Source organism: Paraburkholderia sp. (genome assembly GCF_047605525.1).
Taxonomy (GTDB): domain Bacteria; phylum Pseudomonadota; class Gammaproteobacteria; order Burkholderiales; family Burkholderiaceae; genus Paraburkholderia.
Genome location: NZ_JASGFN010000002.1, coordinates 359988 through 376349 on the forward strand (window position 1 = coordinate 359988; position 16362 = coordinate 376349).

General features: G+C 61.9%; 13 protein-coding genes. 5 read left to right on the forward strand and 8 right to left on the reverse strand.

Features of this window, described 5'->3' with window-relative positions; genetic code table 11:
* Positions 1-62: 62 nt before the first annotated feature.
* The 5 genes from QM685_RS03985 to QM685_RS04005 form a co-directional block, all read right to left on the reverse strand.
* The gene (locus QM685_RS03985; RefSeq protein WP_415112934.1) at positions 63-698 is read right to left on the reverse strand and encodes a DUF2239 family protein; all 636 of its coding nucleotides are present in this window, start codon (positions 696-698) and stop codon (positions 63-65) included.
* Positions 699-837: 139 nt separating this feature from the next.
* Positions 838-3789, reverse strand: a complete 2952-nt coding sequence (locus QM685_RS03990) for a hypothetical protein (RefSeq protein WP_415112936.1) — start codon at positions 3787-3789, stop codon at positions 838-840.
* A gap of 12 nt (positions 3790-3801) precedes the next feature.
* Positions 3802-4881: a hypothetical protein gene (locus QM685_RS03995; protein ID WP_415112938.1), complete on the reverse strand. Its 1080-nt coding sequence runs from the start codon at positions 4879-4881 to the stop codon at positions 3802-3804.
* Positions 4882-4928: 47 nt separating this feature from the next.
* On the reverse strand, positions 4929-5993 hold the full coding sequence (locus QM685_RS04000; protein WP_415112940.1) for a trypsin-like peptidase domain-containing protein: 1065 nt from the start codon (positions 5991-5993) through the stop codon (positions 4929-4931).
* A 48-nt stretch (positions 5994-6041) separates the two neighbouring features.
* A complete protein-coding gene (locus QM685_RS04005; protein ID WP_415112942.1) occupies positions 6042-7304 on the reverse strand; it encodes a metallophosphoesterase family protein in 1263 nt (420 codons plus the stop codon).
* Between the two features lie 415 nt (positions 7305-7719).
* Here QM685_RS04005 and QM685_RS04010 point away from each other — a divergent pair, with 415 nt between their 5' ends.
* From QM685_RS04010 to QM685_RS04030, 5 genes are read left to right on the forward strand one after another with little or no spacing between them, the layout of a single operon-like run.
* Complete coding sequence (locus QM685_RS04010; protein ID WP_415112944.1) at positions 7720-8403, forward strand: TetR/AcrR family transcriptional regulator; 684 nt, start codon at positions 7720-7722, stop codon at positions 8401-8403.
* Positions 8400-9365 carry an HlyD family secretion protein gene (locus tag QM685_RS04015; RefSeq protein WP_415112946.1) on the forward strand — a complete coding sequence of 322 codons (966 nt, stop codon included), beginning with the start codon at positions 8400-8402 and terminating at the stop codon, positions 9363-9365. Before QM685_RS04010 ends, QM685_RS04015 begins: the two co-directional genes overlap by 4 nt.
* Positions 9362-10345, forward strand: coding sequence for an ABC transporter ATP-binding protein (locus QM685_RS04020; RefSeq protein ID WP_415112948.1), 984 nt, complete (start codon positions 9362-9364; stop codon positions 10343-10345). Before QM685_RS04015 ends, QM685_RS04020 begins: the two co-directional genes overlap by 4 nt.
* Positions 10342-11493, forward strand: a complete 1152-nt coding sequence (locus tag QM685_RS04025) for an ABC transporter permease (RefSeq protein ID WP_415112950.1) — start codon at positions 10342-10344, stop codon at positions 11491-11493. Before QM685_RS04020 ends, QM685_RS04025 begins: the two co-directional genes overlap by 4 nt.
* Positions 11494-11505: 12 nt before the next feature.
* Positions 11506-13050, forward strand: coding sequence for an efflux transporter outer membrane subunit (locus tag QM685_RS04030; protein WP_415112952.1), 1545 nt, complete (start codon positions 11506-11508; stop codon positions 13048-13050).
* A gap of 87 nt (positions 13051-13137) precedes the next feature.
* Here QM685_RS04030 and QM685_RS04035 read toward each other — a convergent pair whose 3' ends face one another.
* The 3 genes from QM685_RS04035 to benC all read right to left on the reverse strand — a co-directional run bounded on the left by QM685_RS04035 (position 13138) and on the right by benC (position 16342).
* Positions 13138-14340 carry a benzoate/H(+) symporter BenE family transporter gene (locus QM685_RS04035; protein ID WP_415112954.1) on the reverse strand — a complete coding sequence of 401 codons (1203 nt, stop codon included), beginning with the start codon at positions 14338-14340 and terminating at the stop codon, positions 13138-13140.
* 191 nt (positions 14341-14531) lie between these two features.
* The gene (locus QM685_RS04040) at positions 14532-15323 is read right to left on the reverse strand and encodes a 1,6-dihydroxycyclohexa-2,4-diene-1-carboxylate dehydrogenase (protein ID WP_415112956.1); all 792 of its coding nucleotides are present in this window, start codon (positions 15321-15323) and stop codon (positions 14532-14534) included.
* Positions 15320-16342 (reverse strand): benzoate 1,2-dioxygenase electron transfer component BenC, encoded by a 1023-nt coding sequence (gene benC, locus QM685_RS04045; RefSeq protein ID WP_415112958.1) that lies wholly within the window; start codon positions 16340-16342, stop codon positions 15320-15322. Before benC ends, QM685_RS04040 begins: the two co-directional genes overlap by 4 nt.
* Positions 16343-16362: the final 20 nt, after the last annotated feature.

A 16362-nucleotide genomic window follows, 5' to 3' on the forward strand; every position in this document is an offset into this window, starting at 1 on the left:
TCGGCGAGTCTCTCGCGAACATGGCATTGAACGCGGCCGCGCCGTCGCGCCCCGTCCGCGCGTCATGGCGCGGCGGAGGAATGCTTCAGCGTTCCATCGCCGAACGCGAGCCACATCGCGTGATCGCGCACGTCGCGGGGCCACGCCGCCACGCAATGGCTCATCTTCACTGAATCGTTGGCGAACAGCGCCCGCGTCGCTTCTTCGAAACCCGGCAAATCGCCGCCGATCGCCAGCATGAAGTGATACGCGCGCTCGTGCGCGCCGCGCGCCTTGTCTTTCTCGCCGTTCGCCCGCCGCGCTTCCTCGACGAGCTTTCGCAACGTGACAGACGCGCCACCAGGCTGCGCGGCCAGCCAGTCCCAATGACGCGGCAGCAAAGTCACCTCCCGCGCGACCACGCCCAGGCGCGGACGTCCGCGGCTTCTGAGTCCAGGCGCCTGCGCCGCGTCGCTCTCGTCAGCGATCCGCGCATGAGCGCGCGCGACGCCGGCCAGCCGCGCGATGACCTCTTCGTTCGTGCCTCTCGTATCGACCTCGATCATGCGGCCCGTTTCGTCGTCGAAGATCAGAACCGGACCCGTTGCGCCGTTTTCGAGCGCGCTTTTGACCGCAAGCGCATTCGCTTGCAGCGACCCGGTGGCGAGACGCCGATAGCCGTCGAAGCTCGTGCAGGAATGGGTAGATATGCCGTTCATGACAATCACCAGAGGAAAGATGATGTCAATTATGCCCGGATAAAAAGAGATGTCAATATTATCCGGGTAAATAAACGTTCTCCGCGATCCAGACCGGCCATTCAGGCCTCGAGGCGCGCAACGCGCACGACCGAGCCGGCTACCGTCTTCTTCGCGTGGAATGAGTAGCCACGATCGAGGACCGCTCCTGCGTCTGAATCCGCCTTTTCAGCAGTAAGGCCAGCAGCCACGCATCCTGCATGGGGAAAGGAAACGGCCTGCCGGACGCGTCGTTATGATTCGCGTAGTCGCCCGACGCAATAGCGTCCCGCAGAGCATCGCTGCCATATTCGTGGAGTTCGTCTTCCTTCAGTAAGTCGGAATACTGGGTGGTTATGACATTCCCGACTTCACGGCGAAGCATGAGCTGATAGACCGGCGGCCGCTCGGGAAAATAGCCGCCGAGCCATGCAAACGCCCGGAGCAGCAAAAGCGCATCCGCGTCCTCGCTCTCGAAGTGGATGTGTTCGAGCAGGTCCAGTTCCGCTGCCGCGCACGCTCTCACATATGCGGGCTGGTAGCCAAGGTAGTCCGCTCCCTCGCCACAATCGCGTCCGGACTCAAAAACGGACGAGACGTCCAGCAGGAGTTCTCCCTCGTCGAGTTCGAGTAATTCGAGCACATAGATACCTATGCGGAATAACTGGTAGTCATCGGTACGCAACTCGAGTTGAGCCCCGAACCGCTCCCAGATCTTTTCCGCCGAGGCCGACAGGTTCCATGAGTTCGCTCGCATAGACCCTCTGGTGGGCATCTCACGACCGGCGAGCAGCACGACCTGCGTCTGCAACAGCAACAGGTCGAGATACTCAGGGCTTGCGCTCAACCTTTCGCGCTCCAGCCAGGAGAGACCGCGTTCGACCATATCCAGGGAGCGGTCGAAGTCGCGCAGCTGGGCATGGGCTCTTGCGACCAATGGGAAAAGCGGTCCGGTCGGATCCGGTATCTCTTCCTTGTGATTGCTTTGGTAGATTTCCAGCGCCCTTTCCGGGCGAGCCAGCGCAAGTGCGCGTTTCATCTCCTGCACGGTTCGTAGAGCACGGCTACTTGCCTGGCTCGTATCGCGGCTACTTGCCTGGCTCGTACGTGGTCCCGATTGGTCGCGTTGATCGGACAGCAGGACACGATACTCGAGAAACTCGCGCGCGCCCTGGGGCAATTCGGCTCTCGTCCCCATCAGATGCTTTTCCACGCCGGGTATCCATCGCTCATCGAGTTGATCCGATGACGCACCCAGCATCATCCGGTAATAGAGTTCCTCGGCCCGTGCACGGATCGTGTATTGAGCGGAATAGAAGTCGACCGCATTTTTCCATATGTCCAGGCATTGCTGGTGACTGGCCAGCAGCAACTTGTCGAGCACCATCTCCCGTATTTCGGGCCGGTGGTGCAGGATCCATTCGCTGCGCGGACTGACGAGCGAATTGTAGCGGGCCAGTTTCGAAAATAGACCCTTGGCCTCTTCCAGGGAGCCGAGCCGCAGATCACAAGGTCCGTTCAGTACGTCCAGAAGAATCTGCGGCGTCACTTCCCTGAGTGCGAACCCTGGATTGGCCAGCTTTTTGACCAGCGGGTCATCGATATGGTCGACGATGCGCCGGTACAGAACACCATCGACCAGTTTCTGATTCCATTTCTCCTCGAATAGCCGGTCGCGCGCGCACTCATCGAGCGTGCCGCCGTTGCGCGCCATCGACTGCAGTAGCTGGACCGTAAGTTTCACGCTCAGCGGATGACCGCCGACCCGCTCCGTAATGGCGTCGATGTTGCGCTGGTCGGTCAGGCCGTATGAGCGAAGTAGCGCATTGACCGTGCGCTTATCGAGCGGCGGCAACTCGAGGAGTCCATGAGGTATGTCATTCGGCAACCCCGAGCGCCCGGAGATCACCACGCGCAGGCGTGGCAGTACGTCCTGCAGTTTCTCCATGAAGCTCCAGAGCGCGTCGACATACGCGGTGCCGCGCTGCGTGACTTCCTCGAAGGTATCCATCAGCAACAGCAACGTAATGCTGCTTCTGCGTGAAAAAACCTCGGACAATATCTTCTCGAACTCATCGGTGTAGCGCGGGGCTCTGCTTGCAGACAGGTTGCTTCCTCCGAACGACTCGTAGGAGTCATAGTCGGCGGTAAAGCTCTGGCCTTCCGCCAGTTCCTCGACGATTCGACCATGCATATCGAGCAGCGGAGCAGACACCGCGGGAATCTGGTTCGATAACTGGAGTGCGATATCCGCCAGCAGCGTGAGCGGTTCGTCAGGCCATATCGCCGTTCGATCGAAATCCAGATAGGCGAATGCAAGGGTTCCGTCATCAACGCGCGTGATGTGGTCCAGAAGGAATTTTGCAAGGAACGCCGATTTTCCGATGCCGCCTCTGCCCGTCACCAGCAGAGGCCATCGCTGAACCACTTCTCTCTTGCCGAGCAGATCGCTCACGAGGTTTCCGGCGGAACGCATAAGGCGTCGCCACAGACTCGACGAGGGCATCGCGTCGACAAATTCCTCGAGCGTTTCAAGCTCCCGCTCCCGGCCGGTAAAGTGGGCATCCGCAAGCCGGCGAAGCTCCTCCAGCGCGCTTTCGCGCAACACCATGGACGCGACCTTGCGCTCGTCGGGAAGATCGAGTTCGGTGTTGCCGAGCAGGCGTATTGCCTGCAGGCTCGCCTGCAATTCCTCCAGGGACTGACCTTCGAGCGCCGGCTTTTGCCCGGTCGCAAACATCTCGAAGATGTTCTGATACTCGTTTCTCTCGACCACCGCGTCCGTGTTCAATCTGATGGCGTGCTCGAGCAGATTGTTCGAATAGAGAAAGCTGATGGCCTGCTTGCGCGTTTCGTCGGACAGACGCCACGCAAAAGAGGACTCGCCCGTTTGGGTCGCCACCGCGTTCGACAATAGCGCATCGAATGCGGCTTCATGAGAGGAGGAGTCGGTGCCCTGCTCCGGTATCAGCGGCCGGATCGTATCCGGGTTGAAGGTATCGAGCACCGAAGCCGCGAGCACATAGGCACCGTCCGGAAACGGTTCAGAGAAGTCGCCGTTGGGCCTGGACATGATGTGAATTCCTCAGCACAAGTTCAATCGAACCGCCTGCCGCCATGTTTCTCTGGGCAAGCTATACGCGAGTTCTTCCGGCGCATAGGCGGCGAGCGCCGCCAGGACATCGCTCGCCGCGCTCTCCAGTTCGGCGACATCGATCTGCACGGCCTTCGCCTCGCGGGCCTTTTCAAAAAAGCCGACGATATCGGCCTTGGTGTTGGGCAGCGACGCCGTGTCCTTTTCTATCCGGTTCTTGAACACGGGTTCGAGCTGAAGGTCCGCGGGATTCATGTCGATCAGGACGATGCGCAGTTCCGCCGTATCGTCGATTGCATACTTGACCAGCCTCGCAAGGGCATCGGCGATGCTTGCTTCGACCCCTTGCTCGCTCCGTATATGGTCGAATACGAGCCATAACTTCTGTTTGCGCCCGCGAACGACGCTGTCGAACCTGCGCACCGCATGCTCGAACCAGCGCGTGTCGGCCTCGAGGTGCGGAAGAATCTCGTCGTACGGCACGCCGAGCCGGGTGTTGATATGGCTGACGATTTCCTGATAGCGCCGTGCGAGTTCGCCTTCCCTGAATTCCCTGAAATCTATCTTGATGACGATATTGTTGGCGTCGATCTTGTCGAGAATGCGCAACAGACGGAAGCCGTAGCTTTTGCCGCATGTCTTGGCGCCCGAGACCATCAGCACGCGCACACCCGTATCGGATCGCATTTCCTTGAGCTGTGATCTGAAGATTTCCCGGCCGATGAAGCACTCTCCCTTGGCAAGAAACAGCGCGTTCAACGGATCCTGGATAACCCTCTGGAAGTCGATCATTCTTTCCGCGGCGAGCGCTTTCTGAAGCTGCCGTGCGCGAGCTTTCAACAAACTGCTCTGATGCCTCGTGAGCGAGTCCAGCAGCAAGTCGATCCAGGATTCGTCCGCCCACGCAATGAGCTTGTCATACACGTCGCTCATCCCGACGTCCTGGGATGTCACCAGGTTCAGATCTTTGCCGCAGTTCTCAAGGAGGTATAGCCTCAGGTCGGCGTAATTCTGGAAGGCATTGCTTAGGGCCGTCTTCAAGTCGAATTGACTTTGGCTATCCAGATTCATTGCCTGCTCCATCCGAAATTTATACCGCGTTACACGTCACGCATCCCTCAGGAAAACATCCGGAAGCCCTTCTTTATCAAATCGTCCTTGATTGCGCCTATCTGGATGCCCCGATTGAAGTCGGGACTTCCCCAATGATGCAAGCCAATCAATTCCATGCGCGAATTGAAGATCGGAGCCCCCGAGGATCCCGGCGACGAATTGGCGGAATGGCGGATAACGCCATCCGCGGCGTCGAGAACGAAGCCTATGGTGAGGCGCATCGGCGATTGCCTTGCATCGAGCTCGTCATAGGGGTGCTGAAGAATCAGGATCGGCTCGTTGGTAGATGGCTGATAGGCGACCGGTTTCAGGAACCCGCGTTCGGGCGCGTCTGTCATCGCTCCCGCCGGTTCCGCGCCCACGGAGGTTTTGAGTCTCACGACAGCGTAATCGAGGCCTTGCGTTCCATCCTCGAGCTGCTCGGGGTTCGAAGCGACGAGCCAGTCGGAGTCGGCTAACGGATATTCGCGCGGGGCGTTGCCTGGCGTCCTGAAGTCGAACCCCGCGCTTATCTGTGCGCCCGCGAGCGTGAATGGACTCGTCGGGGTGGTGGCCCGCCGGATCACGTGTTCGTTTGTCAGGATCAGATCGTCGGCGATCAGAAATCCCGTTCCGCACACTGATTTGCCACCCGGTAGCGCGTACGAGAGAGTGCATACGCGCAATTCGGCAAGCCCTAAAGCGGAAATGAAGCTCGCCGCCGATGGGAATCCCGCGCTCGCGACGATGATTGCCTCGGCGCCGGTATTGGCGACTTTCGGCTGCAACGCGGGAGGCGCCTGAACATCCGCGAACGGGTCGAACGCATTGAGTAACCGTTGTTCGATTTCTCTGAGCCGGGCATTTTTAGGACGCTCCGTTCGCGCCGCCGCGACCAGAACATCGAGTTCGTCATTCTGGTCCATTTCGGTTATCAATGCTTCTACCCCGGCCCGAAGTATCGGCGCCGATTTCGCCTGGAGACTGAATCGAAGCGCTTCTTTCGAGAACCGGTTGAGCTCGTCAAAATCCTGAAATGCGTCTTCCAGCGCCAGCCTGAGTAATTTTCTGGGCTCGCCTAGCAGCGGCATACAGCCTCCTGATTCTCGTCACACCCCGAACGGATACTCAGCGGACGATCACGTCAGGATGCTTTTCCTGAGCACCTTGCCGTCCGGATCGTGAAATGTTTCCGTTAGCATCGCGTCGGTAAAGTCGAGCGTGACATAGCCGTTTGGACCGTATTTCTGGGGATCGCCCTCGACATAGGGGTTGGGGCCGTCCAGTACATCGCAGCCGGGAATCAGATTTTTTCCGTCGCGGGCAATCCAGTCCGAATGGTCCAGCGCGTCGTTTCTGAAATCGTCCCGGAAGTAAGGAAAGCCACTATGGCCGACACAGCGTCCGAGCAGATTCCAGATCGGATGTTTTTTATAGATTGCGCAGCGGTGCTCATGCCCCCAGTACCAGGCAAAGATCTTCTGTGTCTGGAGGAGTGTCCCGAGTTTCTGGATCAGCAAATCACCTTGAGCTTCGAACAGTGAATACGGCTGATGATGCGAGAACAGCACGACCTTCCGCTGATCCGCTTGCTTCACCAATTCGATGAGCCATTCGGCCTGGTCCCCGTACAGGTCATGCTCGGCATAACCCGTGTCCAGAGCGGCAATCAGCCAATGGTCGTTTTGCAGCGCAAAGTAGCTGCACGTCTGTCCGAAAGCGGGAAGGATTTTCTCGAAGTAACCGTGACCGCCGGAGTACATTTCGTGATTGGAATTGAGCGAGCGGCTCGTCGTGCCGGCGCCCGTTGGCCAGACATCCAGAAATCGCGCTTCTACTTCGTCGATGTCTCCGGAATAATAGACGTCGCCGAGATGCAGCAGCATATCGAATGGTGCTTCGGTTTTTATACTCTCGGCACACACCGGGGCACCGTAGAGACCGGTACCCCAATCGCTCAGCACGGCCACGCGCCAGGAATTCCCTATGGGCTCGGGTAGCGGATTGGGGTTGGGTATGAAAGGGTGTCTGTCGAGTCCCTTGAGCCAGCTAAAAAGACTACCCGCCCAGCCGAGAATATCGTGAGGATCGAACTTCGCTTCAAGTCCGGTTTCCGCCGCCATCGTGGTCTTCTCATGGAGGCTAGCCTGTCTCGCAAGAAAGGTTTGCAGCAATGACGCGTTTTGATCGTCCACCGTCTCCATGGTGCCGTCCGCCCGTTTCGCCTTGTCCAACTGCTGCATGGCGGACGAAATGAAGCTGATTAACTGAACCTGGCTGACGTTCGAGCCGTTCGAGGCTAATAGCGTGGCTTCAGGCTTTCCCGATCTGAATGCATCGAGTGAATCGCCAAAGGCGGCGTTGAGTTGCGCATAGTTCACCAACGGCAAAGGTAGTGGCATACCTGCTCCGAATGGGAAAAACTTCTTGCACAAAGGTACGGCTGCAGGAGACCGGACAAGCGGCCTTGCGTACCATTCATCCGACGAATACCGCGGAAAACCGGTCTACGGAAAGCAGGTGTGGCGAAGGAGACGCTACGCCCTTTCTGTTAAACGAACAAGAGTTCTCAGACTTTAAAGGATCTCGACTATTCGATATTCCCGCAAACAACCGGGGATTGCGGGACCGACCGGCAACGTCGAATATCTGTAGTTCTCCAGCGGCCGCCCGTCGTGCGAAGTCCATGCCGAGGCCTGCCTGCCATCAGGGTTTCCCCTTCTTCGTCGTGCCAGAAAATATCCTACTATCAGTGAGTTAAAACTAACTAACTCATCAATTAGTCAAGCGACCATGCGTCATCCCGTCCAGTCCCGAATGGGTCGCCGCCCTCATGCGCAGGACTTCGATGCGCGCGAACATCTGCTCGATGTCGCGCTCGCGCTGTTCGCCGAGCGCGGCATCGCCAACACGACGGTCGCGCAGATCGCGGCGGCGAGCGGCGTGACGTCCGCGATGGTCCACTACTGGTTCCAGACGCGTGAAAAACTGCTCGACGCACTGTTCGAGGAAAAGCTCGTCGTCGCCTTCGGCGCGATCTGGGATCCGGTCGATACCGAACACGACGATCCGCTCGCCATGACGCAAGGCATCGTCAAACGCATGTTCGACGTCACCGAAAAAATGCCGTGGCTGCCTTCCCTATGGCTGCGCGAAGTCGTCAACGAGGGCGGTCTGCTGCGCGAGCGCGCGTTTGCGCATATTCCCGTGCAGAAGCTCGCGGGGTTCGGTCAGAACATTGCGCGCGGCTGTGCGTCCGGTCAACTGAACGCGCAACTCGAGCCGTTGCTGCTGTTCAACTCGGTGCTTGCGCTCGTGATGCTGCCGCAGGCCACCGCGAAGATCTGGCAGCGCCTGAATCCGCGCACCTCGTTCGATCGCGCGACGCTCGAACGCCATGTCGTGGCCTTGCTCGCGCAGGGGATGAGCGCAACCGCGATGTCCACACCGACCGCCACGCCGGCGCCCACGCCGCCCCGCGCGAAAAGGAAGCCGTCATGATGCCTTCCGCACTCCCCTCCAGGCTTGCCGCGTTGCTCGCGCTCTGCATGCTGTGCGCAAGCTGTTCGCGGCAACCGGCGAACACCTGGCAAGGTTATGTGGAAGGCGAGTTCCTGTACCTCGCGTCTTCGCAAGCGGGACAGTTGACCGATCTGGCGGTTTCGCGCGGACAGACCGTCGCGCGGGACACGCCGCTCTTCGCGCTCGAAGCGCAGAACGAAACCGACGCCGTCGCGCAGGCCAACGAGCAACTGCGCGCGGCCCGTGCGCAGCTCGCGGACCTCGGCACCGGCAAGCGTCCGCCGGAAATCGACGTGACCCGCGCGCAGCTCGTGCAGGCCGAGGCCGACGCGGCGCGCGCCGCGATCCAGTACCGCCGCGACGAACAGCAGTTGCGCGCGGGCGGCATCGCGCAAAGCCAGCTCGACGACTCGCGCGCGAACGCGCTGTCGAGCGCCGCGCGCGTGCGCGAATTGCAAAGCCAGGTGAGCGTCGCGCGTCTGCCGGGACGGATCGAACAGATCCGCGCGCAACAGGCGCAGGTCGACGCGGCCCAGGCCCAGCTCGGCCAGGCGCAATGGAAACTCGACCAGAAAAGCGTGCACGCGCCGCACGGCGGTCTCGTATTCGACACGATGTATCGCAGCGGCGAATGGGTGCCGGCCGGCAGTCCCGTCGTGCGCATGCTGCCACCGGAAAACGTCAAGGTGCGCTTCTTCGTGCCCGAGGCGGTGGTGGGCTCGCTCGCACCGGGCCGTCGCGTCTCGATTCATTGCGACGGTTGCGCAGCCGACGTGCCGGCCGTGCTCAGCTTCATTTCGGATCAGGCGGAGTACACGCCGCCCGTGATCTACAGCAATGAGAGCCGTTCGAAACTCGTATTCATGGTCGAAGCAAAACCGCAAGTCGCCGATGCGCCGAAACTGCGGCCCGGTCAGCCGGTCACGGTGACGCTGCAATGAGTGCCCCCGCCACCGTCGGCAACGCGGCCGACTCCGCCTACGCGATCGACGTACGCGGACTGAACAAGCATTTCGGCGCGAAGCACGTCGTCAACGACGTTTCGCTGCGCGTGCGGCGTGGCGAGATTTTCGGCTTTCTCGGCCCGAACGGCAGCGGCAAGACCACCTGCATCCGCATGATGTGCGGCCTGCTCACGCCCGACTCCGGCAGCGGCACGTGCCTCGGCTACGACATCGTGCGCGACAGCGCGCAGATCAAGCGGCACACCGGCTACATGACGCAGCGCTTCTCTTACTGGGAAGATCTGACGATCCGCGAAAATCTCGACTTCGTCGCGCGCATCTACGAGATGAAGCATCGCCGCGACGCGGTGGACCGCGCGCTCGAACAGCTAGGTCTCGCAAGCCGCTCGAAACAGCTGGCCGGCGCGTTGTCGGGCGGCTGGAAGCAGCGTCTCGCGCTGGCCGCCTGCATGCTGCACGAACCGGAACTGCTGCTGCTCGACGAGCCGACCGCGGGCGTCGACCCGAGCGCGCGCCGCGACTTCTGGGAAGAGCTGCATCGCCTCGCGGCCAGCGGTATTTCGGTGCTCGTCAGCACGCACTATATGGACGAAGCGGAACGCTGCCACAAGCTCGCCTATATCGCGTACGGCAAGCTGCTCGCGCAGGGCACGTCGAAAGAGGTGATCGATTCGCAGGGGCTCGTGACGTGGGCCGTGTATGGCCAGAACCTCGTCGAGCTAGGCGAACGGCTGCGCCGCTCGCCCGGTGTCGCGCAGACAGTCGCGTTCGGTTCGTCGCTGCACGTGAGCGGGCCGGACACGCCCGAGCTGCACGCGACACTCGAACAGCTTGCGAATTCGAATCCCGCGCTACGGATCGAAAAACAGGAAACCGGCCTCGAGGACGTGTTCATCTTCATGATGAACCGCTCCACCGACAATTACGCAACGCCTTCCGCGGGTCGAGCCTCGTGAACACCGCACGCCGCTTTCCGCGCTTTTCGCTGACACGCTGGTGGAGCATCGTGCGCAAGGAATTTCTGCAACTGAAACGCGACCGCATCACGTTTGCGATGATCATCGGCCTGCCGATCATGCAGATGGCGCTGTTCGGCTTTGCGATCAACACCGACCCGAAGCATCTGCCGACCGCCGTGATCGCCGCCGATCACAGCGAATTCACGCGCAGCTTCGTGATGGCGATGCGCAATTCCGACTACTTCGACATCGTCTCGACGTTGCCCGACGAAGAGGCCGGGCGCCGCGCGCTCGCGCAAGGCAAGGTGTTGTTCGTGCTGAATATCCCGGTCGGCTTCACGCGCGATCTGGTCAAGGGCGCGCATCCTTCGCTGCTCGTCGAAGCCGATGCGACCGACCCGACCGCGGTCGGTACCGCGCTCGGCGCGCTGCCGTCGATTGCGCAATCCGTGTTGCAGAAGGATCTGACGGGCCCGCTTTCGTCGCTCGCAACCGGACCCGCCGCGTTCGACGTGCAACTGCACCGCCTGTACAACCCCGAAGCCGTCACGCAATACAACGTGGTGCCCGGCCTGATGGGCGTAATCCTGACGATGACGATGGTCATGATGACCGGCCTCGCGATCACGCGCGAACGCGAGCGCGGCACGATGGAAAATCTGCTCGCCACACCGGTGCTGCCGCTCGAAGTGATGACCGGCAAGATCGTGCCCTACGTGGCGATCGGCCTGATTCAGGTGAGCATCATTCTCGCGGCGGCGCGCTTCGTGTTCGACGTGCCTTTCGAGGGCAGTCTGATCGCGCTGTATCTGTCCGCGCTGCTGTTCGTCGCGGCCAATCTGACAATCGGCATTACGCTGTCGTCGCTCGCGCAGAACCAGTTGCAGGCGATGCAACTGACGATGTTCTATTTCCTGCCTAACATCCTGCTGTCCGGTTTCATGTTCCCGTTCGCGGGCATGCCGGAATGGGCGCAGATCATCGGCAACCTGCTGCCGCTCACCTATTTCAACCGGCTCGTGCGCGGCATTCTGCTCAAGGGCGTCGGGTGGGCCGATATGTGGCCGCATGTATGGCCGCTGCTGGTCTTTCTGTGCGTCGTAATGAGCATTGCCGTGAAGTTCTATCGGCGCACGCTCGATTGACGAAGGTCCGCCATGTATTCCGCTCCTGCGTTTCGTGCCTTTCGTGCCCATCGTGCCTTTCGCGCCGTTGCTTTCCGTGACGCGGCCATCCACAGCGCCGCGTGGCGGCTTGCCGTAATCGGCGCGGGCGCGGCGCTGTGCGCGTGCACGGTCGGCCCGGATTTTCATCGGCCCGACGTGACCACGGTATCGAGCTATACCGCCGGGCCGGTCGCGGCGAGCACCGTTGCATCCGAGGGTCCGGGCGGTGCCGCGCAGCACTTCGTGCCGACGGATGTGCCCGGCGACGGCTGGTGGCGCGCGTTCGGTTCGCCGGTTCTGAACGCGCTCGTGCAACAGGCGCTCGACGACAGTCCGACGCTGGCGCAAGCCCGAGCGAAACTCGACGAAGCGCAGCAGGACTATCGCGCGCAGGCAGGCGGTACGTTATGGCCGCAAGTCGATGCGAACCTGTCGACGACGCGCGAGAAAGTCGATCCTGAAGCACTCGGTTTCGGCGAGTTGGCGCAGGGCCGCTCGTTTGCGCCGTTCACGCTGTACAGCGCGCAGGTCACGGTGTCCTACACCCTCGATCTGTTCGGTGCGAATCGCCGCGCACTCGAAGCGGTGGCCGCGCAGGTCGACTATCAGCAATACGAGCTCGAGGCCGCGCGTTTGACGGTCGCGGGCAATGTGGTGACGGCGGCGATCCGACGCGCGTCGCTCGCACGGCAGATCGCGCTTACCGAATCGCTGCTCGCGATACAGATGCGGCAACTCGATATCGCCGAACGCCGCTATAAGGCGGGTGGCCTTGCGGAAGTCGATCTGCTGAGCCAGCGCACGCTCGTGCAGCAGACCCGCGCGACGTTGCCGCCGTTGCGCACGCAACTCGCGCAGACCGATCATCAACTCGCGATCTATCTGGGCCGTGCGCCGGCCGAACTCGACGCCACGCACGACCTCGCCGCGCTCGATCTCGACACGCTCGTGCTGCCCGCCGATCTGCCGCTGACGTTGCCGTCGACGCTCGCACGGCAGCGGCCCGATATCCGCGCGTCCGAGGCGCTGCTGCATCAGGCAAGCGCGAACGTCGGCGTCGCAACCGCCAATATGTACCCGCGCATCACGCTGTCGGGTAGCGCGGCGACGGAACGCGTCAACGTGTCCGATCTGCTGACGGGCTTCAACGTATGGAATTTCGGCGCGGGTCTCACGCAGCCGCTTTTTCACGGCGGCGAATTGCTGGCCCGCAAGCGTTCATCCGAGGCGGCCTGGCAGGCGGCGCTGGCCGTGTACAAGCAGACTGTCCTGCAAGGGCTGCAACAGGTCGCCGATGCGCTGCGCGCGCTCGATCAGGACGCGCTTGCGTTGCAGGCGCTCGACGCAGCGCATCGCAGCGCGCAGCGCAGTGCCGGTATTGCCGGCGAGCGCTATGCGGCGGGCGGCATCAGTCAATTGACGCTGCTCGATACGCAACGGCAGGAACTGCAGACGGGACTCGATCGCACGAAAGCCGCCGCGCAGCGTTATGCCGATACGGCGGCGCTCTATCAGGCGCTCGGCGCGCGGCCTTGAGTTCGCGATCCGCGACCGCGCATTGACGCGCCCACCGCCTACCACCTATCGCCTATCGCCTATCGCCTATCGTCTATCGTCTATCGTCTATCGCCGCACCTTGTTCAGCACGAGGTACGCAAACGAGCCGATCACGATGCCCCAGAACGCTGAGCCGAGTCCGAGGAACGTCATGCCGGATGCGGTCGCCAGAAACGTGATGATCGATGCCTCGCGATGGTCCGCGTCCTGGATCGCGCCCATCACGTTCGTCGTGATCGCGCCGATCAATGCGAGGCCGGCCAGAATCGCGACGAACTCCTTCGGCAACATCGTGAACAATGCGACGATCGCACCGGCAAACGTGCCGCCGATCAGATAGAACACGCCGTTCGCAATGCCGGCGATATAGCGCTTGTCCGGATTGTCGTGCGCATCCTTGCCCGTGCACAGCGCGGCGGTGATCGCGGCGATCACGATCGTAATGCCGCCGAAAAACGCCACGCCGATCGACGCGATGCTCGTTGCCGTAATGATCGGCCGGGCCGGCGTGTGATAGCCGGACACGCGCAGAATCGCCATCCCCGGCAGAAACTGTCCGGTCAGACTGACCACGACGAGCGGCAGCGCAAGACTCAGCGTCGAGCTCAACGTCCATTCGGGTTTGATAAAGATCGGCCGCGTGACCTGCAGCGGCAAACTGGTGAGATGCGCGGTGCCCGATGCAATCGCGAGAACCGTACCCGTCAGCAGCACCAACACGATGCAATAGCGCGGCAACAGGCGTTTGAAAACGATGTAGGCGCCGATCATGCCGAATGCCAATACGGGCATCGACGCGGCGGCCGCGAACGCGTGCGTGCCGAACTGCAACAGGATGCCGGCCATCATTCCGCAGGCCATGCCTTTGGGAATGCGGTGCACCATTCTGTCGAAATAGCCGGACACGCCGATCAGCAGAATGATGACGGCCGCGGTGAGGTACGCGCCCACCGCCTGATGCAGCGTCAGCGCGGGAAACAGCCCGACCAGCAATGCGGTGCCGGGCGCGGACCACGCGGTCACGACCGGCACTTTCAGCTTCCAGCTCGCGAAGATGCCGGAAGCCGCCGCGCCGATCGAGATCGCCCACACCCACGACGCAACCATCTCGTTGGGCATATGGGCCGCCTGCGCCGCCTGAAAGAAGATCACGAGCGGGCCGGCGTAGGAAATCAGCACGGCGAGAAAGCCCGCCACGATGGCGGAAATGGACCAGTCGGCCGAAATGGCGCGCGTCGCCGGCGCGTCGCTGGGGGTGGGGTTCGTCATCGATGTGGGTCGAAGCAGTGCGTTATTCCTGAAGCGCGCTCATGCAGTGTGGCGGCGCGGTCATGCCGGGCCAATAGTATGAAGGACAATCGCCGCGGCGAATATCGGCACCGTTCATCTTTTCCGCGGACCGCTCCGCTCGTGAGCAAGGTCTGGTGATTGTCGCGAGCGAGCCAGCCGCGCGGCGATCCCTAGCCCTGATCGCCGCCGCCAACCGGCAGCACCGTTCCGGTGATATACGACGCTTCATCGGAAGCGAGAAACAGGATCGCGCCGACCTGTTCGTCGATCGTGCCGTAGCGATGCATCAGGCTCGACGCAATCGTTTGATCGACGATGCCCTGATACCACTTCGCTTCCTGCTCGCTTTGCGGCGCCGGATTGCGCGGCACGCGGCGCGGCGGCGCTTCAGTGCCGCCGGTCGCGACCGCGTTGACGCGGATGCCGTGCCGCGCGTGTTCGAACGCGAGGCTCGCGGTCAGCGCGTTGACACCGCCCTTCGACGCCGCGTACGGCACGCGATAGATACTGCGCGTCGCAATCGACGACACATTGACGATCGCGCCGCTCCCGCGCCTGAGCATCTCAGGCAACACCGCATGGCAACACCACAGCGTCGGGAACAGCGAGCGCCGCACCTCGGCTTCGATCTGCTCCGCTTCGTATTCTTCGTACGGCTTCGCCCAGATCGTGCCGCCGACGTTGTTGATCAGCGCATCGATACGTCCGAACGCGTCGATCGCGAAAGCGATCATCGCGCTCGCGCCCGCATAGGTTTCGAGGTCGGCGATAAACGCACAGGCCTTGCCGCCTTCGCGCGCGATTTCGTCGGCCACCTCGTGCACGACCGGCGACCGATCGACGAGCACCGCCACCGCGCCTTCGCGCGCCGCCCGCAACGCGACGCCGCGGCCGATGCCCTGGCCCGCGCCGGTCACGACCAGCACCTTGTCCTTGAAGCGATCGATAAAGGTCGAATTCATGCTGCGTTGCTCGCCGAGAATTTTTCATAGTAGAAGTTCGCGGGCTCGATGCTGCTTTCGCGCAGCCAGCCCTGCACCGCTTCGACCATCGCCACCGGACCGCACAGATAGACATCGACGTCGCCGCCATTGAGCCATTCGCTTTCGACGTGCGCGGTCACATAGCCTTTGCGCGCATGGCTGCTGGCGGAATCCACGACGCAGGTGCGATAGCTGAAATCCGGCAGCGTGCGTTGCGCTGCTTCGAGCTGTTCGAGCGCGACCAGATCGATGTCGTGGGTCACGCCGTACACGAGCCGTACCGGCTGCGTATTGCCGCTCGCCTTCAGGACGTCGAGCATCGACAGGAACGGCGCAATGCCGGTGCCGCCCGCGAGAAACAGCACCGGACGTTGTGGGTCGCGCAGATAGAAGCTGCCGTACGGGCCGGTGAAGCCGATGCGCTGCCCCGGCTTAGCCTGACTGCTCAGATAGCCGCTCATCTTGCCGTCCGGCACGTTGCGCACGACGAACGCCGCGCGCGTCGCGCCCGGCGCCGAGCTGAACGAATACGAGCGGTGCTCGCCGCCCGCGCCCGGAATCTCGACGTTCACGTATTGACCCGCGAGGAAGCCTGGCGCGCTCGCATCGTCGATATCGATCGAGAAATGGATCGTCGAGTCCGACAGCCGTTCGACCGATGCGAGCGTGCCTTCGAAACGCGACACACCGGTCTTGCACGCGGCCGACGACGCCTGCACGCGAATCACCATGTCCGAACGCGGCCGCGTCTGGCACGCGAGGATATAGCCCTGGCCCGCTTCTTCGGGCGTCAGCGCATCTTCGACGTAGCTCGACTCGGGCAGATCGTACGCGCCCGACTCGCACAGTCCGCGACAGGTGCCGCACGCGCCTTCGCGGCAGTCGAGCGGAATGTTGATCTTCTGCCGATACGCGGCGTCCGATAGCGTTTCGTTCTCGCGGCAACCGATAAAGCGCGTCACGCCGTCTTCGAACTGAAGTGCAATAGTGTGTTCCATAGCTGGCTCCTGAACCGTAC